Genomic DNA, 24441 nt, shown 5'->3' with positions numbered 1-24441 from the left:
GGCAGTTTATCTCTCTGTTGCAAAATCGGTGGAGCATTATGCGAGTTGTCATTTTGGGTAGTGGCGTGGTTGGCGTCGCCAGCGCCTGGTATTTGTCTCGGGCGGGGCACGAGGTGACGGTTATTGACCGGCAGCCCGACGTGGCACTGGAAACCAGTGCGGCAAACGCCGGGCAGATCTCACCCGGTTACGCCGCGCCATGGGCCGCGCCCGGCGTGCCGCTGAAGGCGATCAAATGGCTTTTTCAGCGTCATGCGCCGCTGGCGATCCGACCTGACGGCAGCCGCTTTCAGCTTGAGTGGATGTGGCAGATGGTGCGTAACTGCGACATGGCGCACTATCAGCAAAATAAAAGCCGCATGGTGCGTATTGCCGAGTACAGCCGTGACTGCCTGAAGTTACTGCGCCAGGAAACCGGCATCGCTTATGAAGGTCGGCAGGGCGGAACGCTTCAGGTGTTTCGCACTGCGCAACAATATGAAAATGCTGCCAAAGATATTGCGGTGCTGAAAGAGGCAGGCGTGCCGTATGAACTGCTGGAAGCGGAGCAGTTAGCCATCGCCGAACCCGCGCTCGCTGCGACGCGCCATAAGCTGACCGGCGGTCTGCGTTTACCTAACGATGAAACCGGCGACTGCCAGCTCTTTACCGGACGTCTGGCGGAGATGGCGAAGTCCGCAGGCGTTACCTTTCGTTTTAATACGCCTGTTGACGCGCTGTTGCAGGAAGGTAACCGTATCGTTGGCGTGCAGTGTGGCGCAGAGGGGGTCACGGCCGACGCCTTTGTGGTGGCGCTCGGATCGTTTTCCACTTCGCTGCTGAAGCCCCTGGTGAAAATTCCGGTCTATCCGCTGAAAGGCTATTCGTTAACTATTCCGATTAACAACGCCCAGGCGGCGCCGGTTTCTACCGTACTGGATGAAAGCTATAAAATTGCCATCACGCGTTTTGACGACCGCATTCGCGTTGGCGGCATGGCGGAAATTGTCGGCTATAACACCGATCTGCTGCCTGCACGACGCGAAACGCTGGAAATGGTGGTTAACGATCTCTTCCCCGGCGGCGGACACACGGCACAGGCAACCTTCTGGACCGGACTACGCCCGATGACGCCGGACGGCACGCCAATCGTTGGCCGCACGCCGCTGAATAATCTTTTTCTGAATACCGGTCATGGAACGCTCGGTTGGACGATGGCGTGCGGATCGGGTCAGCTACTTTCTGATATCATTTCCGGACGTAAACCCGCCATTGCCGCAGACGATCTGTCGGTAATGCGTTACCTGCCGGGAACCTGGCCAACGACTGGTCATACGCTGTACGGCGCCAGCCGCTAAACGTCCCTGCATTTCAAATCAGGAGAAGTTATGTCTCGTCCGACCGTCGCTACGATCGATACTCATGCGTTGCGACATAACCTGGCGGTTGCCCGTCAGGCTGCGCCCCATTCACGCGTCTGGTCCGTGGTGAAAGCAAACGCCTACGGCCACGGCCTCGATCGCGTTTGGCAAAGTTTTTCTGAAACCGACGGCTTTGCGCTGCTCAATCTTGAAGAGGCAATCCTGCTGCGTGAGCGCGGCTGGAAAAAACCCATCCTGCTGCTGGAGGGTTTTTTTGAAAGCAGCGAGCTGGCGATCCTCGACCGCTATCGCCTGACCACCAGCGTGCACAGCAACTGGCAGATTCAGGCGCTGGCCAGGGCGGAGCTTTCTGCGCCGCTGGATATTTATTTAAAAATGAACAGCGGCATGAACCGGCTCGGTTTCCAGCCAACGCAGGTGAATCACGCTTGGCAGAAGCTGCGCGCGCTGAAAAACGTTGGCGAAATAACGCTGATGGCGCATTTTGCCGAGGCAGAGAGCAGCGAAGGGATCATCGAACCGATGCGGCGCATCAACGCCGCGGCGGAAGGGCTGGACTGCCCGCGCTCGCTGGCCAACTCCGCCGCCACGCTGTGGCACCCTGAAACGCATTATCACTGGGTGCGACCCGGCATCATTCTTTATGGCGCATCACCCAGCGGACAGTGGCGGGACATCGCCAGCTGCGGTTTGCAGCCCGCGATGACGCTCAGCAGCACGATCATTGGTATCCAGACGCTGACGGCGGGCGACGGCGTGGGCTACGGCGCGCGCTATCACGCACGTGGTGAGCAGCGCATCGGCGTGGTGGCGTGCGGTTATGCCGATGGCTATCCGCGCCATGCGCCGACCGGTACGCCGGTCTGGGTTGACGGCGTCATGACGCAGACGGTTGGCGCGATTTCAATGGATATGCTGACGATTGATTTGACGCCTTGTCCGCAGGCGGGGATCGGTAGCGCGGTCGAACTGTGGGGAAGCAACGTTCGTATTGATGACGTTGCTGCGAGCGCCGGCACGGTAGGCTACGAGTTAATGTGCGCGCTGGCGCCGCGCGTGCCGGTCACGGTCATCTAATATCAGAGCGCGGTCAGCGTGCCGCGCACTTTTTTACTACATAGCCAGGCGAGGCCGGTCAGTATCGCGCCCGCCGCCATCATCAGGCCGAGCGCCGATTTTTCCGCCAGCGGCAACATCATCACCAGCAGGCCACCGCCCGCACCGCCCGCCATCTGAATAAAACCGGCCAGCGCCGACGCCACGCCCGCCTGCTGCTGCCAGGGTTCCAGCGCATAGCTGGTTGCCGGGCCAACGGTAAAGGCCAGACCGGCGACGGCCACCGCGACCGGCAGCATATAGAGCGCCCAGTGCGACTGCCAGGCGTCAGGAAGAAACCCTGCGCCCGCCATCAGCATCATCGCGCCCAGCGCCATTGCCACACTGCCGATAAACAGGCAAACCGGCCTGCCAACCTTACGGATCATTTTATTTACCAGCACGCTGACCAGCATGATCCAGAAGCCGTTGGCGCCGAAGGCAATGGAAAATTGCAGGGCGGTGAGCTTTCCTTCCATCATCAGCACCTGTGGCGCGAGGGAAACATAGGTCAACACCATGCCCAGCGCGCCGGCATTCGCAAAAGCAAAGGCAAGAAAGCGCGGCTGGCTGAGTATTTGCCCATACTGCTTCAGCGGCAATCCCTTAACGCGCAGCGTATCCGCCGGACGCGTTTCCGGTAAAAAGAAAATCACCAGCAGGCCAATCAGTAATGCATAGCCGGTCAGAAACCAGAAGGGTGCCCGCCAGCCGAAAGCCTCAGCCAGAAAGCCGCCCAGCATCGGCGCCAGCGCCGGAACAATGTTCAGCGCGCCGTTAAGAAAGCCATAGGCGCGGGCCGCTTCTTCGCCATCCAGACGATCGCGCACGCCGCTGAACGCCACGACAGCGGTGCAGCACACCGCGCAGCCTTGTACCACCCTGGCCGACAGAAACTGTGGCCAGCCGCTGGCGGTAGCGGCAAGGATGCTGCCAATGAGATAAAGAAGCAGCCCGGCCAGCGCCAGCGGCTTTCTTCCCAGATTATCAACCAGCGGCCCGGCAACCAGTTGCCCAAGTCCCATCACCAGCAGGAAAAGCGGAATGGTGGTCTGAATATTGCTGACCGGCGTGTTCAGGCCCAGCGCGATCTCAGGCAGCGTGGGCAGATAGAGATCGATGCCCAGCGGCGCCAGTAGCACCAGGGTCAGAAGAAGTAGCGTGAATTTTTGCATCGTGCGTGATGACGTCCATTAAACAGCAAGCCGGACAGGGTAAGGATTACGGCGGGAAAAGAAAAGGGGAGAAGAAAGAAATAGTCACCTGAGAAAAAAAACGCGCCCTGATAAGGGCGCGGTTTATGCAGGCGACTTAGTAAGCACCGTCACGACGCAGTACAACGCCTGCGGTTTTAAACAGGATGGCGATGTCTGTCCACAGCGCCCAGTTTTTAACATACCAGGAGTCGAAGTAGACGCGGGTGTCGTAATCGATATCGTTACGTCCGCTCACCTGCCAGAGACCGGTCATACCCGGTTTGGCCATCAGGTAATAGTCAACATCGCCGGCATAACGCTCCAGTTCCGCTTCGATTACCGGACGTGGCCCTACCAGGCTCATTTCACCACGGATCACGTTCCACAACTGCGGCAGCTCATCAAGGCTGGTCTTGCGCAGGAATGCGCCGATTTTCGTAACGCGTGGATCGTTCTTCAGCTTAAAGTCTTTATCCCACTCTGCGCGCGCCTCTTCGCTGGTGGCGAGCAGTTCAGCCAGCACTTCCTGCGAGTTGGTTACCATCGAACGGAATTTCAGGCATTTAAATTTCTTGCCGTCCTGACCCACACGTTCATGACCGTAAATTTTGTTACCGCCATCACGACCGACCATCCAGCAGATCAGGCCAAAAGCCGGTGCCAGGAACAGCAGCAGCATTGACGCAACCACCACGTCGAAGGTGCGTTTCAGGAAGCGTGACGAACGCTTCGCCAGATTATTGCTGACGCGAAGGATCATTACCTCATGGCTGAAGATATAAGACATATCCGTACCGTAAAGCGGCACGCCGCGCAGGGTAGGGATCACGGATACTGAGCGACATTTCTTCTTCGACAGCAGTTTAAGCCACTGATCGCGCATCGTCTGCTGCTCATACTCCATCGCCACGATGAACTGCGTGTTCTCCAGATCGACCGTATCCCATACGATATCTTTCGCTGTGATAACCGGTACGCCATTAAGATGCTCGGCGCCGCCGTGTCCGTTGGAAGCGACGAAGGCTTTCACTTCATAGCCGAGGATCTCTTCGCTTTGCAGCGCAGCATAGGCTTCACGCGCATTTTTACCCGAACCGATAATAATGGTCTGCTTCTGCCACTGGCCTGCTTTCATGATCGCCTGCTTAACGCTGGCGCGCAGCAGCGGAACCAGAATCAGCGCATAGACCCAGGTGAAGCTCCACAGCATGCGTGAAAAATCCCATTTGGAGAAGGCAATGAGCGCCAGATCCAGCAGCGAAAATATCACCAGCGTTTTAATAATTTCTTTTAATTCAAACCAGAATGGCTTGCGGTAGGTGTAATGGCGCAGCCGCATCCAGAACCAGGCGGTGCACACTACCGACATGACAAACTGCGCAATAAAGCGCACCTGTACTTCCTGTGGGGGAATAAAAACATCCAGATTTCCCCAAATAGCCCGTACGGTTGCGGCGGATAAAAATAGCGCCAGGTTAATAGAAATTAAATCTGAAAGACTGAGTGCGACTTTTGCAATAATGTTTTTCCGCGTACCGCTAAATGTACGGCTGCGGTTATTTAAAACCAAGGTACTTGCCATAATGCCTGCTCTCTTTGAGTGAGGAATGAGTGACCTGACGAAGATCAAGCATGCGTTCAGGAGTATGGGTATTGAAGTTTATTCCTTTATCTTCAATTAATTAATTCTTATTACTTTCCGCGATGTTTAACATCTACAATAATTAAAACATATGACAGAAATATTTTATGCGGCTTCATCCCTGTAGCGAGATGAGTATGCAGGAGTTATTACCGTGAGTTAATACGGGTTATTCCTAAAAACAGTCTTATTTTTATATTCAGATATCAGGCATCTATATGAAATAAGCGAAGCGGAAAATCAGGATAATTCTGTATTTATGTGAAAAAGATTAAAGCAGAGGCAAAAAAAACGCCGCGAATAATCGCGGCGGCGGTAATCAAGCTGGTTTTTTTAACACCCAGCGGTCCTGCTGTTTATCGTAATGATCGATTGCAAGATCAACAGGTTCGCCGTCAATCCAGGCGGGAACGCTGGTCTGGTCGTCCCATCCGTCGAGCTGATAGCTCAGGCCAGGATTGGTGTTGCAGGGAATGCTGACCGTATCGACATTCTGTGCGTCCATCTCTGCATCGATGATTTCATAGCGACCAATCTTTACGACATGACCCATGATATTCTCCCTTCAGAACTAACAAGTTCTCTAAGCCTGGTCGTCAATGCACAGAAATACAAGGCGCGGGGGCCAGGATTATTCCTTCTCTTCAGCCACGCGCACGCCAATTTTGACAATTTCATTGTCTTCTTTTTCAGCAACGGTCCAAATCATATTTTTCCATTCCACCTGATCGCCTACCACTGGCGCGCCGCCAATCATACCTGCCACCAGCTGACCCAGCGTTTGTCGGTCGTTAAATCCTTCTTCAAGCTCGATGCCGTAAATCTCAGAAACGTCATGCAGGCGCGCATCTGCCTGAAGAATAAAATCGCCGAAAAAACGTTGATCGAGGGCAACCGGCGGCGACTGGCTGAATAACTTGCCTAACGCGGGCAAATCGCGTTCGCGTCCGATAATGCAGAGCACGTCGCCCTCTTTGAGACGCGTATTACCGGTTGGATGCAGCAGCAGATTATCGCGAAACAGGGCGGCAATGCGCGTTTCGCGCGGCATTTTCAGATCGCGCAGGGCGGCGCCGACGCACCATTTATCGGCGCCAAGCTGGTAAACAAACTGCTCCCACGGGTTTTCCGGGTGAATGTCCAGACCCACACGAGAGACGGGCGACGCGGTGGGTGGCACCACCACTTTCGCCTTGCGGGCCGCAAAGCCCAGTGAGGTACCCTGAACCATCAGCGACACCAGCACCACAAAGAAAGCAATATTAAAGAACAGCGAGGCGTGCGCAATGCCCGCCATCATCGGGAATACCGCAAGAATAATCGGCACCGCGCCGCGCAGGCCTACCCAACTGATAAACCAGCGCTCACGGGTGGTAAAGCCGCGGAAAGGCAGCAGGCCGACCATAATCGACAGCGGTCGCGCAATCAAAATCAGCCACAGCGACAGCAGCATTGCTGGCAGCGCAATGTTCCACAAATCGCTGGGATTAACCAGCAGCCCAAGCACCAGGAACATGCCTATCTGGCTCAGCCACGCCATGCCGTCAAAGGTTTGCAAAATACCGTGACGGCTGCGAACAGGCGAGTTGCCCAACAGAAAACCGCACAGGTAAACGGCCAGGATGCCACTGCCTTCCAGAACGGTTGTCAGGGCGAAGACCAGAATACCGCCGCTCAGCGCCAGCAGCGGATAGAGGCCGCCCGGCAGGGGAACACGATTAATTAACTGCTGGAGCGCCCAGCCGCCGCCGAGGCCGAGCACGATGCCGAGGCCAAACTGCTGGATCAGATGCACAACGAACATCCCGCTCAGGCCGGTCTGGCCCTGCTGGATCATCTCAATCAGCGTAATAGTGAGAAATACCGCCATCGGATCGTTACTGCCGGATTCAATTTCCAGCGTGGCGCTGACGCGTTCATTCAGTCCTTTGCCGCCCAGCAGCGAGAAGACCGCTGCCGCATCGGTTGAACCAATAATGGCGCCGACCAGAAAGCCTTCAATCATATCGAGGTTGAACAGCCAGGCCGCAGCCATGCCGGTTAATCCTGCGGTAATCAGTACGCCGACCGTTGCCAGTGAGAGCGCCGGGCCAAGCGCCACTTTGAATGAGCTGGCCTGTGTGCGCATACCACCGTCAAGCAGGATCACTGCCAGCGCCAGGTTACTGATCAGATAGGCCGCAGGATAGTTATCAAAGGCGATGCCGCCAATGCCATCGCTGCCTGCCAGCATGCCAAGAAAAAGGAAGATAACCAGAATCGGGATGCCAAGCCGGGAAGAAAAAGAACTGAGTAAGATACTCGCGGCTACCAGCACGGAACCGATAATGAACAAACTATAAATTGCGCTGGCTTCCAAAGTGCTTCACTCCTGTAGGATTAACGGCAGATTATGTCAGTGTGGGGTAAAAGTGCGCCGAATGTCAAAAGAGTAACGCATCTTGTTGACGATTCAGTGAAGTTTTGTGTTTATAAAATAAAGTAGCACGCAGAAGGCAGCGTTAAAAGGCGGCGGGGAGCAAGGAATAGTACGTTATTTAAAGGATTGATTGCCAAAAACAGGCGGCACCGCTGTTTTTTGCGCTCGACGATAAAATAAGGAGGGCAGCCAGCCTGAATTCACTGGCTGCAATGAACCGTCAATAACTCTCTTCGGCCTGCTTATGAAACAGTTCCCGAAACACCGGATAGATGTCCTCCGGCTCACGGATGTGCTGAATGGCAAAGTTATCAAATACCGCCTGAAGATGTTCATATTCCCGCCAGAGCGTCTGATGCGCGCGACGGGTGATCTCAATATAACTGTAATAGCGCACCACCGGCAGAATGTTTTTTGTCAGGATCTCATGGCAAAGCGGCGAATCGTCCGCCCAGTTATCGCCATCAGAAGCCTGTGCGGCATAAATATTCCACTGAGCCGGATCGTAGCGCTCTTTAACCACCTCATCCATCAGCTTCAGGGCGCTGGAGACAATAGTGCCGCCGGTTTCCTGCGAGTAGAAAAACTCCTGCTCGTCGACCTCTTTCGCCTGCGTGTGATGGCGAATATAGACCACATCCACATTTTTGTAGGTACGGCTGAGAAACAGGTAGAGCAGAATATAAAACCGTTTCGCCATATCCTTCGTGGCCTGATCCATCGAGCCGGAAACGTCCATCAGACAAAACATCACCGCCTGGCTTGACGGCTCCGGGCGTTTTTCGAAATTTTTATAACGCAGGTCGAAGGTGTCGATGAAGGGCACGCGTTTAATGCGCGCGCGCAGTTCGGCAATCTCTTTACGCAGGCGCTCCTCTTCGAGAAGCTGTGCCGGTTCGCTCTTTTCAACGTCCGCCAGCGCTTCTTCAAGTTCACCGAGCATTCTTCGCTTGCCCGCGGTCATCGCCGTACGTCGCGCCAGCGAATTTTGCAGCGAGCGAACCACGCTGATGTTGGCCGGCACGCCGTTTGAGGTGTAGCCGGCGCGATGGACTTTGTATTGATTGAGCTGACGATGCTGATTTTTCTTCAGATTAGGCAGTGCCAGATCTTCGAATAACAGATCGAGATACTCATCTTTTGAGATATTAAAGACGAATTCGTCCTGGCCTTCGCCGTCCTGGCTCGCATTACCCTGACCGCTTCCGCCGCTGCCGCCACCGCCCTGAGGCCGCTCCACACGATCGTTTTGTACAAAGTGATCGTTGCCCGGATGGACACGGTGACGCTGACCGCCGCGTCCCTGATGAAAGATGGGCTCATTGATATCATCAATCGGGATGGAAACGGATTCACCACTTTCAGTATCGGTTACCGAACGCTTATTAATGGCCTCGGAAATCGACTGCTTGATTTGCGACTTGTAGCGGCGCAAAAAGCGCTGGCGATTAACCGCGCTTTTATTTTTGCCGTTGAGACGCCGATCGATAAAATAGGCCATAGATCCCCCACACAACGTTGCAAACCGAGCCAGACGATATCTGGCTCGTGAGCATGAATGCCACTATCACGACGATTTTCTGACGCGCAAATACCATTCACACAGCAGGCGAACCTGTTTGCGCGTATAGCCTTTTTCCATCATGCGGTCGACAAAGTCATCATGTTTTTTCTGCTCATCGGTTGACGTTTTGGTGTTAAACGAAATAACCGGCAGCAGCTCTTCGGTATTAGAGAACATTTTCTTCTCAATAACCGTGCGTAGTTTTTCGTAGCTGGTCCAGTTGGGATTACGTCCGCTATTATGCGCGCGTGCCCGCAGCACAAAATTGACAATTTCATTACGGAAGTCTTTCGGATTACTGATCCCGGCGGGCTTCTCAATTTTTTCCAGTTCAGCGTTAAGCGATTCACGATCGAAAAGCTGGCCGGTGTCCGGGTCGCGATACTCCTGGTCCTGAATCCAGAAGTCCGCATAGGTCACGTAGCGGTCGAAAATGTTCTGACCGTATTCGGAATAGGATTCAAGATAGGCGGTCTGGATCTCTTTTCCGATAAACTCGGCGTATTTCGGGATCAGATAGCCTTTCAGGTGCTCCAGGTATTTTTCCGCCAGATCCTGCGGGAACTGTTCGCGCTCGATTTGCCGTTCAAGCACATAGAAGAGATGCACCGGGTTGGCGGCCACTTCGGTATGATCGAAGTTAAATACCCGCGACAGAATTTTAAACGCGAATCGGGTCGAGAGGCCGTTCATGCCTTCGTCCACGCCCGCGTAGTCGCGGTACTCCTGATAGGATTTTGCCTTGGGATCGGTATCCTTCAGGCTTTCGCCGTCGTAAACGCGCATTTTTGAGTAGGTGCTGGAGTTTTCCGGCTCCTTAAGACGCGACAGGATAGTAAATCGAGCCAGGGTTTCCAGCGTGCCGGGCGCGCATGGTGCATGCGTCAACTCGCTGTGGTTAAGCAGTTTATCGTAAATCTTGATCTCTTCCGACACGCGCAGGCAATAAGGCACCTTGACGATATAGACGCGGTCAAGGAAGGCTTCGTTGTTCTTATTGTTGCGGAAAGTCACCCACTCGGATTCGTTGGAGTGCGCCAGTATGATGCCGTTAAACGGCAGGGCAGAGATACCTTCCGTCCCGTTGTAGTTCCCTTCCTGCGTGGCGGTCAGCAGCGGATGCAGCACCTTGATGGGCGCCTTAAACATCTCGACAAATTCCATCACGCCCTGGTTTGCCCGACACAACGCGCCCGAATAGCCGTAGGCATCGGGATCGTTCTGCGCATGATTCTCCAGCTTACGGATATCAACTTTCCCTACCAGCGCAGAGATGTCCTGATTGTTTTCATCGCCCGGTTCTGTTTTCGCGATAGCAAGCTGTTCCAGGATGGAAGGCCATACTTTCACCACTTTAAAGCGGGAGATATCACCACCAAAATCGTGCAGGCGTTTCGCTGCCCAGGGCGACATAATCGTGCCCAGGTAACGGCGCGGCACGCCGTACTCTTTCTCAAGAATATTCGCGTCTTCCTGCGGGTTAAACAGACAGAGCGGATGATCGTTGACCGGACTGCGCTCGCCGTCCGCGCTCAACACATAAATCGGTACGCGCTGCATCAACGATTTGAGACGCTCGGCCAGCGAGGATTTACCGCCGCCAACCGGGCCGAGCAGATAAAGGATCTGTTTCTTCTCTTCCAGCCCCTGCGCAGCATGTTTCAGGTAAGAGACAATCTGCTCAATCGCCTCTTCCATACCGTAAAATTCTTCAAAGGCAGGATAGCGCCCGATAACACGATTGGAGAAGAGGCGGGAAAGGCGAGGCTCCAGCGCTGTGTCGACCATAACCGGCTCGCCAATAGCCATTAACAGTCGTTCTGCCGCATTGGCGTAGGCACTACGGTCCTGCCGACAGATAGTAAGAAATTCCTGTAATGTGAACTCTTCGTCCTTGGCAGCCTCATAACGCTGACGATAATGATCGAATATATTCATGGCGATGCCCGTCCTTTCGTTTATAGCACAGGTACCAGGAGCCTAAGTTATGCGAGCCCCTGAAGGAACTTATAAAAGAGTACAGCAACCCTTATGCCAACCTGACTTATTATCGGAAACACAAATCTGAGAGTTACTCTGCTCATCAAAACCTGAGGTCATTCATTTAAGCGTAGATGGCATTTAAGAAATTTCCTGAGTTACTGGCTATTTCATATGCAATTTCAATAACAAAGTTAAATTCCTGCAAAGGGACAACCTTGACTGACGCGGGCTGCGGGAAAATTGTAAAAAAGGCTTTGCAGCGATTATCCTTGCAGCAGCTGATGCTAAATGCGACGAAACATGTAAAGATTTAACCTTACCGCCAGCGGCAGTAAAACTGGCCTGTCTGATTGTTATATTTATGGAATGAATTAATTGTGAACTATTTCAAACTTAGCGCCCTGACCGTTCTTTTCTCAACGGGTTTCGCTGCCAGCGCTGTGCAGGCCGAGCCGGTCAGCCTTGGAGCCTCCGTAATCTACAGCGAAAGCCCGTATAAAGGGGGAGACAGCCGTTATTTGCCACTGCCGCTGATCAACTATGATGGCGACAGTTTCTATATTCATGGTTTCCAGGCGGGTTACTATTTGTGGAAAGATCAGGAGAATCAGCTTTCACTCACCATACTCGGTTCCCCACAACAGTTTGATACTGACGACACGGACAATAAACAGCTTAAACAACTCGATAATCGTCACATGACCGCGCTGGCTGGCGCAACCTGGCGACATAACGCCGAGTGGGGCACAGTGCGTACCACGGTAGCGGCTGACGTACTGGATAACAGCAACGGCTACATCTGGGATCTGGCCTACCTCTACCGCTTCCAGTTTGGACAACTCTCCGTTACGCCCGGTATTGGCGCGGTTTACAGCAGCGAAAACCAGAATGACTATTACTATGGCGTCTCTAAACGAGAATCCCGTCGCAGCGGCCTCGCCAGCTACGATGCGGACGATAGCTGGAATCCTTACCTTGAACTGACCACTATTTATGCCATCAATGAGAGCTGGAATGCTACCCTGTCCGGTCGTTATACACGCCTGAGCGATGAGGTGAAAGACAGCCCGATGGTCGATCAGAGTTCGCAGCTCACCGTATGGACAGGCATCAGCTACACCTTCTGATGCACTGTTAAAGGGCATCCGCGCCCTGTTTTTTCACTCAGTAAATCTCCGGGAGGATCCATGGCTCATACGATCGGCTTTACCCATGACGTGGCGCTACCCGCTATCGGCCAGGGCACCTGGTACATGGGTGAAAATGCCCATCAGCGTAAAAGCGAAGTGGCCGCGCTTCAGTGCGGTCTCGATTTGGGGCTGACGGTCATTGATACGGCCGAAATGTACGCTGACGGCGGCGCGGAAGAGGTAGTGGGCGAGGCGTTAAAGGGCAGACGCGACAGCGCCTGGCTGGTATCAAAAGTCTGTCCGTGGAATGCGGGCCATAGTGATGCAATTAACGCCTGCGAGCGCAGCCTGGCGAGGTTGAAAACCGATTACCTCGATCTCTATCTTCTTCACTGGCGCGGCGGCGTGCCGCTGGATGAAACCATTCGCGCGATGGAAACTCTCCAGCAGCAGGGTAAAATCCGGCGCTGGGGCGTCTCCAACTTTGACAGCGACGATATGCAGGCGCTGCTAAATGAACGGGGCGGCGAAGCCTGCGCGGCAAACCAGGTGCTTTACCATCTTGCTTCCAGAGGCATTGAATACGATCTTTTACCGCTGTGCCGTGAGCGGGCGATGCCGGTAATGGCCTATTGTCCGTTGGCGCAGGCGGGTCGTTTACGGCATGACCTGATGACGCACGTAAAATTAAACGAAATTGCACAGCAAAAAGGCGTAAGCGTGGCGCAACTGCTGCTTGCGTGGGTTATTCGTGAAGAAGGGGTGATGGCAATTCCAAAGGCCGGTTCAATACAGCATGTGAAGGAAAACGCCGCTGCGCTTGATATTACTCTGACCAGGGCGGAGCGGGAGACGATCGATCGGGCCTTTCCTGCACCCGATCGTAAACTGCCGTTAGATATCGTTTAAGGCGTGTAATCAGCCTTTACGAATGCGAAAGGTGGTCGCCAGGCGTGAAGGCGCTTCGGCCGCGCTGATCATCGGCGTTGAAACGTGCGCCGTCTCAACGCAGACCATCGTTTTGTAGCCTTCATTCGGCATATCGCCCATGCTGCACGACAGTGCCGGGCCGGGGTTCCACGTTACCACATCGCTGTGGTAGTGGTGATAGATCTCCAGCGTGCGCCTGCCTGCCGTATCAACGATCACGCTACAGTCTTCCGGCCGGGTATGAATGCGGTCGACACGATCCGGATAGGTTTGCTTACCGTTTTCGGACGCGCCTTCAACACCGCCATTGACTTTATCAATGTAGTGCTTGCCAAGGCCGCTGACCTCAACGCCGGCAATATCCGCCACGGCAAAATAGCTGTGCAGCGCTGCCGTTGCCTCAAACTCGCCGTGCGCTTCCAGCTCGATTTCGCAGCGATCGCTGAAGCGATAGCGGGCAAGCAGCGTAAAGTCGTGGGGCCACAGTTTCTTTGTTTGTTCACTGCTTTCCAGCACAAAAGTCAGCACCACGCTCTCTTCGTTTTCATCATGGGCGGAAAGCGTCCACGGCAGATTGCGGGCAAAACCGTGTGCGGGTTCACCCGCAGGGCCGAACCAGGGCCAGCAGATTGGTACGCCGCCGCGAATGGCCTTGCCGTTGGCAAAGGCGGTTTTTGCGCTCAGCCAGATAACCGGGGCTTCACCTGCGGGCTGCCAGTCAATGAGCTGTGCGCCCTGAAGCGTGACTGCGGCGCGGACCTTTGGATGAACAATAGTGATAACCGGCAGTTCGCCGACAAGGCGTTGAGAAATGTAAGGCGTGATTTGTTCAATAACGGGGAGCGAGAAGAGTTTTTCGTTCATGAGTCACCCTGCTATAAAAAAAGGCGACCGAAGTCGCCTCAGAGAATGGCATCACATCGCTTATTTAGAGATGTGTGCGATCAGATCGAGAACCTTGTTAGAGTAACCGGTTTCGTTATCGTACCAGGAAACCAGCTTAACAAAGGTGTCGCTCAGCGCGATACCGGCTTTCGCATCAAATACGGAAGTCAGGGTTTCGCCGTTGAAATCGGTAGAAACCACTTCGTCTTCGGTGTAACCCATAACGCCTTTCAGTTCACCTTCAGCGGCAGCTTTGATGGCTTCACAAATTTCTTTGTAAGAAGCAGGCTTCGCCAGACGTGCAGTCAGGTCAACCACGGAAACGTTAGGGGTAGGTACGCGGAAAGACATACCGGTCAGTTTACCGTTCAGCTCAGGGATCACTTTACCTACGGCTTTAGCAGCGCCGGTAGAAGAAGGGATGATGTTCTGAGAAGCGCCACGGCCGCCGCGCCAGTCTTTGTGAGATGGGCCGTCAACGGTTTTCTGCGTTGCAGTGGTCGCGTGAACGGTGGTCATCAGGCCTTCAACGATACCGAATTTGTCGTTGATGACTTTAGCCAGCGGCGCCAGGCAGTTAGTGGTACAAGAGGCGTTAGAAACGATCTCCTGACCCGCGTAAGATTTGTGGTTCACGCCCATAACAAACATTGGGGTGTCATCTTTAGATGGACCGGTCAGAACGACTTTCTTCGCGCCTGCCTGAATGTGTTTACGTGCGGTTTCATCGGTCAGGAAGATGCCGGTTGCTTCAGCAACGACGTCAACGCCGATTTCGCCCCATTTCAGGTTAGCCGGATCTCTTTCAGCGGTAACACGGATGGTTTTGCCGTTAACAACCAACTGGCCGTCTTTAACTTCTACGGTGCCGTCGAAACGACCGTGAGTAGAGTCAAATTTCAGCATGTAAGCCATGTACTCTGCGTCCAGAAGATCGTTGATGGCAACGATTTCGATGTCAGAACGCTGCTGAGCAGCACGGAAAACGATGCGACCAATACGGCCAAAACCGTTGATACCTACTTTGATAGTCATATATTCCACCAGCTATTTGTTAGTGAATAAAAGGTTGCCTGTAAAATTACAAAAACCTTGCCAGGCGTCAAGCGGAATCGCTTCAACTGTTGCGGCAAATCAAATCCTCAGCGAGGAATAGTTGCCCAAAAAGGCGGTTCGCAATGACTTCTGGGCACTGATCTTGGGCCGACCGGACAAAATATAAAGGGGGGAAAGGTAAAAAGAGTGATGTACTTCACATTTTATCTTCCGCGCTGCCTTCAGATCCTGCCTGGAAGAAAAAATTCCCCTGATCTTGTTAAGCATTTGTTAGAATAGTAGCTGAAATTTTCAGATTTACACGGCGAGAGAGCGGTAAAAATGGCCAAAGACATCCTGAAACCTGAAACCGATTTAACCGAAATCCAGCACTACGTTACGCAGCAGCGTGGAACGGAGCCGCCTTTTTCCGGCAAGCTCCTGCACAACAAAGGCGAGGGCATTTATCACTGCCTGGTGTGCAACGCGCCGCTGTTCTTATCCGAAAGCAAATACGAGTCCGGCTGTGGCTGGCCCAGCTTCTATCAGCCTTATCAGGACGAGGCGATCCGCTACCTGGAAGATGATTCGCATGGCATGCAACGCACGGAAATCCGCTGTGGAACCTGCGACGCTCATCTGGGGCACGTATTTCCTGACGGCCCGCAGCCCACCGGTGAACGCTTTTGCGTCAACTCCGCTTCATTAAGCTTTACCGATGATGATGGCAATAACATTAAAGGCTGAACCATGGAACTTGATGAAATGATTGCCGCCATGACGCCGGAAGTCTATCAGCGGCTGGCAACGGCGGTTGAAACCGGAAAATGGGCGGACGGCGTGGCGTTGACGCCGGAGCAAAAGGAGAACAGCCTGCAACTGGTGATGCTGTGGCAGTCGCGACATAACGACGCGCCGCAGCACATGAGCGTGGGTAAGGGTGGCGAAATCGTCACCCGAACAAAAAAGCAGCTTAAGGAAGAGTTCGGCATTAATGATGACAACGTCACTTCTATCCGTTTGCAGTAGTCTCTTCGCCTTCAGCGGGCGTGACGCCCGCTCAGTCCATCCTCAATTCTTGTCATCCGGCGTCAGTTCGCCACGCAGATTCAACTGCATTAAACGGCGTACCTCATCGCTCGACAGATCCTGACTCAGCAGGAAATGCAGCTTGGTCAACGTCGCTTCCACCGTCAGATCGTGTCCGCTGACCACGCCCGCCAGCGCCAGCGCGTTACCGGTTGCATAACCGCCCATATTGACCTTGCCTGACATGCACTGCGTCAGGTTAATTACCACAATGCCACGCGCGCTCGCTTCTTTCAGTTCACGTAAAAACGCGGGGTTCTGTGGCGCGTTGCCCACGCCATAGGAACGCAGGATCAGCGCCTTCACCGGCTGAAGCAGAAAGTTACTGACCACATCGGCAGAAATGCCCGGATAGATTGTCACCACGCCTATGGGCTGCGGGGTAATCGGATGTACGATCAGTTCGCCAGCGCCGCCGGGTGCAGGCGGCGTGTTCAGACGGCGAATGTGGATACCGGCTTCCAGCAGCGGCGGCAGGTTAGGCGACGCGAACGCATTGAAACCATCGGCATGCGCTTTGGTGGTCCGGTTGCCCCGGTAAAGCGTATTGTTGAAGAAAAGGGCGACTTCATTGATCGGGTAATTCGCAGCAACAAACAGCGCGTTAAGCAGATTTTGCTGCCCGTCAGAACGCAGTTCAGCCAGCGGAATTTGTGACCCTGTCACAATTACCGGCTTGCCGAGGTTTTCCAGCATAAAAGAGAGCGCGGAAGCGGTAAACGCCATGGTGTCGGTGCCATGGAGAATGACAAAACCGTCGTACAGCGCATAATTTTGCCGGATATCGTCGGCTATCGCCTGCCAGTCCTGCGGCGTCATATCGGATGAATCAATCAGCGGCGCGTATTCATGAATGGTAAAATCCGGCATTTCCGCGCGATGAAACTCCGGCATGGCCGCCAGTTGAGATTGCAGGTGACCTGAAACAGGAATGTAACCGTGCTCGGAGCGTTGCATACCGATAGTGCCGCCGGTATAGGCCACGTAAATAGATTTTTTTTGCATTGAAAACTCTGGCTTGCCGAAAAGGCGAAGTATAAGGGCAAAGCGGGGGAAAAGCAGCCCGACCAGAGGCCGGGCTGCGTTGATTACTTAACCTGCGCGCAGGTCAGGCACATCGCATAACGATTTTGCGGATCGTTCATCTTATCAAACAGACCTGGCTGGTTTTTCATTGCGCTCACCACTTCGGCCATCGGTGCCGGCAGATAAGCCTTCAGGGCGCCAGGCAGCGCGGCACGAATCGAGACATCTACCTGGCTGAAAAGCATGTCCATAAAGCCCGGCTCATCCTGATACCAGTTCAGTTTCGGCTTGTTGAGCTTCGCCAGCTCCGCCGCTTTGGTGACCACGTCGTCAAAGTCGCCTAATGCATCCACCAAGCCATTTGCTTTCGCATCACTGCCGGTCCAGACGTGTCCCTGCGCAATCTGGTCGATCTGCTCCGGCGTTTTGCCACGCGATTTCGCCACCAGCCCGAGGAAATTTCTGTAGCCGTTTTCAATACTGATTTGCATCATCTGCTGCATCTCAGGTGGCAATGCTTTGGTCAACGCTACATCGGCCAGCGGTGAAGTAGCCACGCCATCGGTGTGAACGCCGATAGCGTCGAGCGAGTTTTCAACGGTATTGATCACGCCAAAGATGCCGATGGAACCGGTCAGCGTGCTCGGACTGGCGATAATGTAATTCGCCGGCGTGGAGATCCAGTAGCCACCGGAAGCCGCCATGCCGCCCATTGATACCACAACCGGCTTATTAGCTGCCTTCGCCGCCGCCAGCTCCTCACGAATGGTTTCGGAGGCGGTAACGCTGCCGCCGGGGCTGTTAACGCGCAGAATAATCGCTTTGATTTTCTTGTCCAGGCGCGCTTCGCGGATCTGCATTGCCGTGGTGTCGCCACCCACGTTGCCGGGCGTCTCCTCTCCGTCGATAATGGCGCCGTTTGCCATGATAACGGCAATTTCGCCATTAGCGGAGCCGTTATCCTTCACGGCATAGTCGTAAATGCTGGTGCCTTTGTACTCGTTGGCCCGATCGTCCCAGCCAAAGATTTTACCTAACTCATTTTCAACCAGCGCGCGTGAGGCCAGTTCATCAACCAGCTTTGCGTTTTTGGCATACAGGGCCGTGTCGCCACCGGTTTTTTGCAGGCCGTCAAGCACGCCCTGCGCGCCAGGAAACACCTGATCGGCGGTAATCTGCCGGTTAGCAGCCAGGGTGCCGAGGAAATTCTGCCACAGCTCGCCCACCCAACGGCCATCGGCGTCGCGTGCCGCAGGCGACATATCGTCACGCAGGAAAGGTTCTACCGCCGACTTATAGGTGCCCACGCGGAAAACGTGCGAACTGACCTTCAGCTTATCCAGCAGTGATTTGTAGTAGAGGCCGTTGGTGGCAAAACCGTGCAAATCGACGTTGCCCTGCGGTGAGAGATAAATTTTATTAGCAAAGCTGGCAAGGTAATATTGCGCCTGGCTATAGCTGTCGCCGGTGGCGTAAATTTTCTTGCCGCTGTCGCGGAACTCGCGCAGCGCCTTGCCGATATATTGTAAGGATGGCTGGTCGCCGCCCGCGAAATCGCGCAGATCGAGCACCATTCCGGTAATGTTGGCATCATCCTTTGCCTGACGAATGGCATCCACCACGTCAAACAGCGAATTCTCCTTTAAGCGATCGCTGCTGGCGCCCAACAGCTGTCGGCTGATTTTGCTGAGCTTGTTATTAACGGAGGGTTTGTCGACCACGACGCCAGTGAGATCAACCACCAGCGCGCCTTTCGTCACCGGCTCCGGCGTCGTCGCGCGATTCACCTGGAACCAGATCCCCACGCACACCACAATCAACAGCACTAAAAACAGATTAAGAATAAATTCACGAACAAAATTCAACAGCCGCCAGGTCCATTTGAAAAAACCGGCAATGATTCGCCACAAAGTGCGCATAACTTCTCCATTTTGATAAAAACCCGGTAAGGGAAAGACGCTGTCGCCTTTTCGCCAAACCGCAGCGTGATGATGACATCCTAATTAGCGACGGTGAAATTGTCAGCAGGAAAAAGTGCAATGCTGTAACAAATCATCATCCTGTGCTAGCCTGGACGTACTACACGTGTTATCAGGAGGTAAAAATGGATGCACTGGATCTGGTCGTTAACCGTCGTTCGGCGTCACGCCTGAGTGAACCTGCGCCTGCGGGCGAGGTACTCGAAAATATCCTCCGTGCCGGTATGCGCGCGCCCGATCACGGCACGCTACAGCCCTGGCGCTTCATTATTGTTGAAAATGACGGGCGTGACCGTTTCAGCACGCTGCTCGAAGAGGCAGCCCGCACGGACGGGATGGACGACAAAGCGATTGAAAAAGCGAAAAAGGCCCCGTATCGCGCGCCGATGATCATCACCGTGGTGGCACATTGCGAAGAAGATCATAAAGTGCCGCGCTGGGAGCAGGTAGTGTCGGCGGGCTGCGCGGTCATGGCGATGCAGATGGCCGCGCTGGCGCAGGGCTTCAACGGTGTCTGGCGCAGCGGGGCGTGGACGGAACATGCTGCCGTACGCGATGCGTTCAACTGTCGCCAGCAGGACGCCATCGTCGGCTTCCTTTACCTCGGCACGCCGCAGTTAAAGTCTTCCACCACCGTTATCCCGCCAGATACCGCGCCTTTTGTCAGCCGTTTCTGAAGATTTTGCACTCAGGGGTTGCGAGCGGCCCCGCATTTTGTGGTGATAATGAGCGAACGGCGGCGGAAAAATATCTCAGCCCTTACTACTGTCGGCATTAAGCGCTACCATGTCGCGGGTTGATGCCTGATGGGAGCCATAAAATGAAAGACGAAACCATTCGCCTGACGCAATACAGTCATGGCGCCGGCTGCGGCTGCAAAATTTCGCCCGCCGTCCTTGAGCAGATCCTGCACAGCGACAGCCCGTTATTCAACGATCCGCATCTGCTGGTGGGTAATGAAACCCGTGACGATGCGGCGGTCTGGAATGCAGGTAACGGTACGGCGGTGATCAGCACAACCGACTTCTTTATGCCCATCGTTGACGATCCCTTTGATTTTGGCCGCATCGCGGCCACCAACGCCATCAGTGATATCTATGCCATGGGCGGTAAACCGATTATGGCGATCGCCATTCTGGGCTGGCCGGTGGATAAACTGCCGCCGTCGGTGGCGAAGCAGGTGATTGAGGGCGGGCGCCACGTCTGCCGCGACGCGGGGATCTCGCTGGCGGGCGGGCATTCAATCGACGCGCCGGAGCCTATTTTCGGCCTGGCGGTAACCGGCGTAATCGATCCGCATAAGGTAAAGAAAAACAGCGCAGCGCGCGCAGGGTGCAAGCTGTTTCTCACCAAGCCGCTGGGTATCGGCGTGTTGACGACGGCTGAGAAACGGACGCTGCTCCAACCAGAACATGTTGGCCTTGCCACGGAAGTGATGTGCCAGCTGAATAAAGCCGGGGCCGTGTTCGCCGATGTTGACGGCGTGACGGCGATGACTGACGTCACCGGTTTCGGCCTGCTGGGGCATCTTAGCGAAATCTGCCAGGGCTCCGGCGTGCAGGCGGACGTCTGGTTCAGCGCAGTGCCTCGCCTGCCAGGCGTTGACGGCTACATCGCCCGTGGCTGCGTTCCCGGCGGAACCGCACGCAACTTCGCCAGCTACGGCCATTTGATTGGCGAAATGAGCGAACCTCAGCGACAGCTACTGTGCGATCCGCAAACTTCCGGCGGTCTGCTGCTGGCGGTAACGCCTGAAGCAGAAGCGGCGGTCATCGAGCGCGCAGGCGTAATGAATACCTCCCTTACCGCCATCGGCGAGCTGCATGCGCCGCGGGCGGGCCGGGCGCTGATTGAAATTATCGGCTGAGCAGGAAGCAAATCCCGGATGCGCTTGTTTATTGCAGAAAAACCCAGCCTTGCCCGCGCGATAGCGGACGTTTTGCCTGAGCCTCACCGTCGCGGCGACGGTTTCATCGCCTGCGGTTCCGATAACATGGTGACCTGGTGCGTCGGCCACCTGCTTGAGCAGGCGCAGCCGGACAGCTACAACAGCCGTTTCGCGCGCTGGTCGCTGGCGGATCTGCCTATCGTGCCGGAAAAGTGGCGGCTACAGCCGCGGCCGTCGGTGGCAAAGCAGCTTCGGGTGATTGAGGGTCTGCTTGGCAAAGCCAGCGAAGTCATCCACGCCGGTGACCCGGACAGAGAAGGGCAGTTGCTGGTAGATGAGGTGCTCGACTACCTGGCGATGCCTGCCGCAAAACGTGACCAGGTGCGGCGATGTCTGATTAACGATCTCAATCCGCAAGCGGTGGAAAGGGCTATCGGCAGGCTGCGCGAAAACCGTGAGTTTATTCCCCTGTGCGTTTCCGCGCTGGCCAGAGCGCGCGCCGACTGGCTTTACGGCATCAATATGACGCGTGCCTATACGCTGTTGGGACGAAACGCGGGCTACGATGGCGTGCTCTCCGTTGGCCGTGTTCAGACGCCGGTGCTGGGGCTGGTGGTGCGGCGTGATGAGGAGATCGAAAGCTTTGTGGCAAAGGACTACTTTGAAGTAAAAGCCCACATCGTCACGCCGGCTGAAGAGCGTTTTGTTGCGTTGTGGCAGCCAAGCGAGGCGTGCGAACCCTATCAGGACGAAGAGGGGCGACTGCTGCGTCGGGCGCTTGCCGACCATGTGGTAACCCGCATCAGCGGACAGCCTGCTCAGGTCACCAGCTATAATGACAAACGGGAAAATGACACCGCACCGCTGCCGTTTTCGCTCTCCAGCCTGCAAATTGAGGCGGCGAAACGCTTTGGCCTCAGCGCCCAGGCGGTGCTGGATACCTGCCAGAAGCTGTACGAAACCCATAAGCTGATCACCTACCCACGTTCGGACAGCCGCTATCTGCCTGCGGAACATTTCGCGGGACGGCACTCGGTGCTGAATGCGATTGGTATTCATCAGCCCGATCTCACGCCGCCGGGGGATTTTGACAGCGATCGTAAAAACCGCTGCTGGGATGATAAAAAAGTTGACGCGCACCATGCCATTATTCCTACCGCACGCAGCAGCGCGGTTCGCCTGAGCGACACGGAAAGTCAGATCTATCGCCTGATCGCTATCCAGTACCTGATGCAATTCTGCCCGGATGCCGTTTACCGCAAATGCGTGATTGAGCTGGATATCGCCGGGGGTAAATTCGTTGCAAAAGCGCGTTTTCTTGCCGAAGCGGGCTGGCGCGCGCTGCTTGGCAGCAAGGAACGCGATGAGGAGAACGACGGCACGCCGCTGCCGGTAGTGGCGAAAGGTGACACGCTACTTTGCGAACGCGGCGAGGTGGTGGAAAAACAGACGCAGCCGCCGCGTCACTTTACCGATGCGACGTTGTTATCGGCCATGACCGGCATCGCACGTTTTGTACAGGATAAAGATCTAAAGAAAGTACTGCGTGCGACCGATGGTTTAGGAACGGAAGCAACCCGTGCGGGGATCATCGAGCTGCTGTTTAAGCGTGCCTTTCTGCTGAAGAAAGGGCGCTATATACACGCCACGCCCGCCGGCCGCGCGTTAATTCATTCACTGCCCGAAATGGCGGCGCGGCCGGATATGACCGCCCACTGGGAGTCAACGTTGACTAAAATCAGTGAGAAGCAGTGCCGCTATCAGGATTTCATGACGCCCCTGGTGGAGACGCTGCACAACCTGATTTCACAGGCGCGACAGCAGCCCGCCGCCCATGCGTTTCGGGGGCTGCCGCCAGCCGCCAGATCATCTAAAAAGCCGCCTCGGCGAAAAGCGGCGAAAGCGAAGGATACAGAATAATGAAAAGAACGGCCTGGGTAGTTCTCTCCGCCGCGCTGCTGTTCAGCGGACACCTCCTCGCAGCAGATCAAAGCCTGCACGTGGGTAATTCACAGCATCATCAGGGCGATGATTATGGCAACGGCGGCGGTTATGAGCAGGGCGGCGGCTATCATAACGGCGGCGGCAACAGTGAGCAGGGTAGCAGCCCCAATGCTGATGTCGTGGTGGATATGCCGCCGGAAGCGTGGACGCAGGGACAAAGCAATCAGCCGCCCTGCCTGCGCTGCTGCACTTATGAAAACCGCAGCTATACCGAGGGATCGGTAGTGAAAATGGAAGGCGTATTGTTGCAGTGCAGCCGCGATGAGCGCTCGCTAGGCACCAACAATCTGACCTGGCAAACCGTGAAGTAAAGCCCTTCACCGGACTGGCCCTCCGGTAAAGGTGCATCATTCATTATTCGATGTCGAAACGCGCCCAGACCGGCGCATGATCGGAAGGCTTTTCCATGCTGCGGATCTCATAGTCAATGCCGGTTTCAATGCAGCGCGCGGCCAGTGGCTGACTCGCCAGCATCAGGTCGATACGCAGGCCGCGATTGTCGTCAAACCCTTTAGAACGATAGTCAAACCAGGAAAAACGGTCGCTTACCTCGCCGTTCTGGCTGCGCCAGGTATCCACCAGCCCCCAGTTCATCAGGCGATCCATCCATTCACGCTCCTCAGGTAAAAAGGAGCACTTGCCGGTGCGCAGCCAGCGCTTACGGTTCTCTTCGCCAATGCCGATATCCCGATCCGCCGCGCTGATGTTCATATCGCCCATGATCAGCACCGGCCTGGAGGGCTGCTGCTCCTGCTCCAGGTAGTTTTGCAAATCGCGATAAAATTTCTCTTTCGCCGGAAACTTACTGGGATGGTCACGGCTTTCCCCCTGCGGGAAATAGCCGTTAATGACGGTAATGTTGCCAAGCGCGCTGGGGATATCGGCCATGATCAGGCGACGCTGCGACTCTTCATTGTCGTCGGCAAAACCACGACGAACCGCGACCGGCTGCATCTTAGTCAGCAGTGCAACGCCATAGTGACCTTTCTGCCCGTGATAAAATACGTTATAGCCAAGCTTCGCCACCTCTTCGAGCGGAAACATATCATCGTGAACCTTGGTTTCCTGAAGGCCGATCACGTCGGGCTGATGCTGTTCGACGATAGCGGCAAGCTGATGAGGACGGGCGCGTAGTCCGTTGATATTAAAAGAAACAAATTTCATTACGCAGGCTGCTTTACAAGGGGAGAGATGTCGGAATGGTAGCAGAGAGCG

General features: G+C 55.0%; 21 protein-coding genes. 10 read left to right on the top strand and 11 right to left on the bottom strand.

From position 1 onward, the window contains the following. Nucleotides 1-38: 38 nt before the first annotated feature. Together GS12_RS05780 and dadX are read left to right on the top strand one after the other, a co-directional pair. Nucleotides 39-1337, top strand: a complete 1299-nt coding sequence (locus tag GS12_RS05780) for a D-amino acid dehydrogenase (RefSeq protein ID WP_034944864.1) — start codon at nucleotides 39-41, stop codon at nucleotides 1335-1337. 30 nt (nucleotides 1338-1367) lie between these two features. Further along, nucleotides 1368-2438 carry a catabolic alanine racemase DadX gene (gene dadX, locus GS12_RS05775; RefSeq protein WP_034944795.1) on the top strand — a complete coding sequence of 357 codons (1071 nt, stop codon included), beginning with the start codon at nucleotides 1368-1370 and terminating at the stop codon, nucleotides 2436-2438. Nucleotides 2439-2440: 2 nt separating this feature from the next. Here dadX and GS12_RS05770 read toward each other — a convergent pair whose 3' ends face one another. From GS12_RS05770 to yeaG, 6 genes are all read right to left on the bottom strand, one after another. Then, nucleotides 2441-3631: a multidrug effflux MFS transporter gene (locus tag GS12_RS05770; protein ID WP_034944793.1), complete on the bottom strand. Its 1191-nt coding sequence runs from the start codon at nucleotides 3629-3631 to the stop codon at nucleotides 2441-2443. 136 nt (nucleotides 3632-3767) lie between these two features. After that, nucleotides 3768-5234: an undecaprenyl-phosphate galactose phosphotransferase WbaP gene (wbaP, locus tag GS12_RS05765; protein WP_034915245.1), complete on the bottom strand. Its 1467-nt coding sequence runs from the start codon at nucleotides 5232-5234 to the stop codon at nucleotides 3768-3770. 379 nt (nucleotides 5235-5613) lie between these two features. Next, complete coding sequence (locus GS12_RS05760; RefSeq protein ID WP_034915242.1) at nucleotides 5614-5847, bottom strand: DUF1480 family protein; 234 nt, start codon at nucleotides 5845-5847, stop codon at nucleotides 5614-5616. Between the two features lie 78 nt (nucleotides 5848-5925). Further along, nucleotides 5926-7653 carry a potassium/proton antiporter gene (locus GS12_RS05755; protein ID WP_034915240.1) on the bottom strand — a complete coding sequence of 576 codons (1728 nt, stop codon included), beginning with the start codon at nucleotides 7651-7653 and terminating at the stop codon, nucleotides 5926-5928. 280 nt (nucleotides 7654-7933) lie between these two features. Next, the gene (locus GS12_RS05750) at nucleotides 7934-9214 is read right to left on the bottom strand and encodes a YeaH/YhbH family protein (RefSeq protein WP_034944790.1); all 1281 of its coding nucleotides are present in this window, start codon (nucleotides 9212-9214) and stop codon (nucleotides 7934-7936) included. Between the two features lie 66 nt (nucleotides 9215-9280). Then, entirely contained in the window at nucleotides 9281-11215 is a 1935-nt protein-coding gene (yeaG, locus tag GS12_RS05745; protein ID WP_034915237.1) for a protein kinase YeaG, read from the bottom strand. Between the two features lie 422 nt (nucleotides 11216-11637). Here yeaG and GS12_RS05740 point away from each other — a divergent pair, with 422 nt between their 5' ends. Both GS12_RS05740 and GS12_RS05735 read left to right on the top strand, forming a co-directional pair. Beyond that, on the top strand, nucleotides 11638-12387 hold the full coding sequence (locus tag GS12_RS05740; RefSeq protein WP_034944787.1) for a MipA/OmpV family protein: 750 nt from the start codon (nucleotides 11638-11640) through the stop codon (nucleotides 12385-12387). A 60-nt stretch (nucleotides 12388-12447) separates the two neighbouring features. Beyond that, nucleotides 12448-13299: an aldo/keto reductase gene (locus tag GS12_RS05735; protein ID WP_034944784.1), complete on the top strand. Its 852-nt coding sequence runs from the start codon at nucleotides 12448-12450 to the stop codon at nucleotides 13297-13299. Between the two features lie 9 nt (nucleotides 13300-13308). On the opposite strand, the gene GS12_RS05730 is transcribed toward GS12_RS05735, so the two are convergent. Then, on the bottom strand, nucleotides 13309-14184 hold the full coding sequence (locus tag GS12_RS05730; RefSeq protein WP_034944778.1) for a D-hexose-6-phosphate mutarotase: 876 nt from the start codon (nucleotides 14182-14184) through the stop codon (nucleotides 13309-13311). Nucleotides 14185-14244: 60 nt separating this feature from the next. Further along, nucleotides 14245-15240 carry a glyceraldehyde-3-phosphate dehydrogenase gene (gene gapA, locus GS12_RS05725; RefSeq protein ID WP_034915227.1) on the bottom strand — a complete coding sequence of 332 codons (996 nt, stop codon included), beginning with the start codon at nucleotides 15238-15240 and terminating at the stop codon, nucleotides 14245-14247. A 342-nt stretch (nucleotides 15241-15582) separates the two neighbouring features. Here gapA and msrB point away from each other — a divergent pair, with 342 nt between their 5' ends. Both msrB and GS12_RS05715 read left to right on the top strand, forming a co-directional pair. Then, nucleotides 15583-15987, top strand: coding sequence for a peptide-methionine (R)-S-oxide reductase MsrB (gene msrB / locus GS12_RS05720; RefSeq protein ID WP_034915224.1), 405 nt, complete (start codon nucleotides 15583-15585; stop codon nucleotides 15985-15987). Nucleotides 15988-15990: 3 nt separating this feature from the next. Further along, on the top strand, nucleotides 15991-16269 hold the full coding sequence (locus GS12_RS05715) for a YeaC family protein (RefSeq protein ID WP_034915221.1): 279 nt from the start codon (nucleotides 15991-15993) through the stop codon (nucleotides 16267-16269). 42 nt (nucleotides 16270-16311) lie between these two features. On the opposite strand, the gene ansA is transcribed toward GS12_RS05715, so the two are convergent. After that, the gene (gene ansA / locus GS12_RS05710; RefSeq protein WP_034915219.1) at nucleotides 16312-17334 is read right to left on the bottom strand and encodes an asparaginase; all 1023 of its coding nucleotides are present in this window, start codon (nucleotides 17332-17334) and stop codon (nucleotides 16312-16314) included. Nucleotides 17335-17417: 83 nt separating this feature from the next. Then, nucleotides 17418-19274 carry a signal peptide peptidase SppA gene (sppA, locus tag GS12_RS05705; RefSeq protein ID WP_034944776.1) on the bottom strand — a complete coding sequence of 619 codons (1857 nt, stop codon included), beginning with the start codon at nucleotides 19272-19274 and terminating at the stop codon, nucleotides 17418-17420. A 185-nt stretch (nucleotides 19275-19459) separates the two neighbouring features. Between sppA and GS12_RS05700 the strand changes: the two genes are divergently transcribed. From GS12_RS05700 to GS12_RS24910, 4 genes are all read left to right on the top strand, one after another. Next, complete coding sequence (locus GS12_RS05700) at nucleotides 19460-20011, top strand: NAD(P)H nitroreductase (RefSeq protein ID WP_034944774.1); 552 nt, start codon at nucleotides 19460-19462, stop codon at nucleotides 20009-20011. Nucleotides 20012-20154: 143 nt separating this feature from the next. After that, on the top strand, nucleotides 20155-21201 hold the full coding sequence (gene selD / locus GS12_RS05695; RefSeq protein ID WP_034944771.1) for a selenide, water dikinase SelD: 1047 nt from the start codon (nucleotides 20155-20157) through the stop codon (nucleotides 21199-21201). A gap of 18 nt (nucleotides 21202-21219) precedes the next feature. Next, nucleotides 21220-23142, top strand: a complete 1923-nt coding sequence (locus GS12_RS05690; protein ID WP_034944768.1) for a DNA topoisomerase III — start codon at nucleotides 21220-21222, stop codon at nucleotides 23140-23142. Continuing rightward, complete coding sequence (locus GS12_RS24910) at nucleotides 23142-23537, top strand: DUF1496 domain-containing protein (RefSeq protein ID WP_034944765.1); 396 nt, start codon at nucleotides 23142-23144, stop codon at nucleotides 23535-23537. Before GS12_RS05690 ends, GS12_RS24910 begins: the two co-directional genes overlap by 1 nt. Before the next feature lie 43 nt (nucleotides 23538-23580). On the opposite strand, the gene xthA is transcribed toward GS12_RS24910, so the two are convergent. Continuing rightward, entirely contained in the window at nucleotides 23581-24390 is an 810-nt protein-coding gene (gene xthA, locus GS12_RS05680) for an exodeoxyribonuclease III (RefSeq protein WP_034944762.1), read from the bottom strand. Nucleotides 24391-24441 lie beyond the last annotated feature (51 nt).

Source organism: Erwinia oleae (assembly GCF_000770305.1).
Lineage (GTDB): Bacteria > Pseudomonadota > Gammaproteobacteria > Enterobacterales > Enterobacteriaceae > Erwinia > Erwinia oleae.
This window is presented reverse-complemented; position numbering and strand designations above follow the sequence as displayed.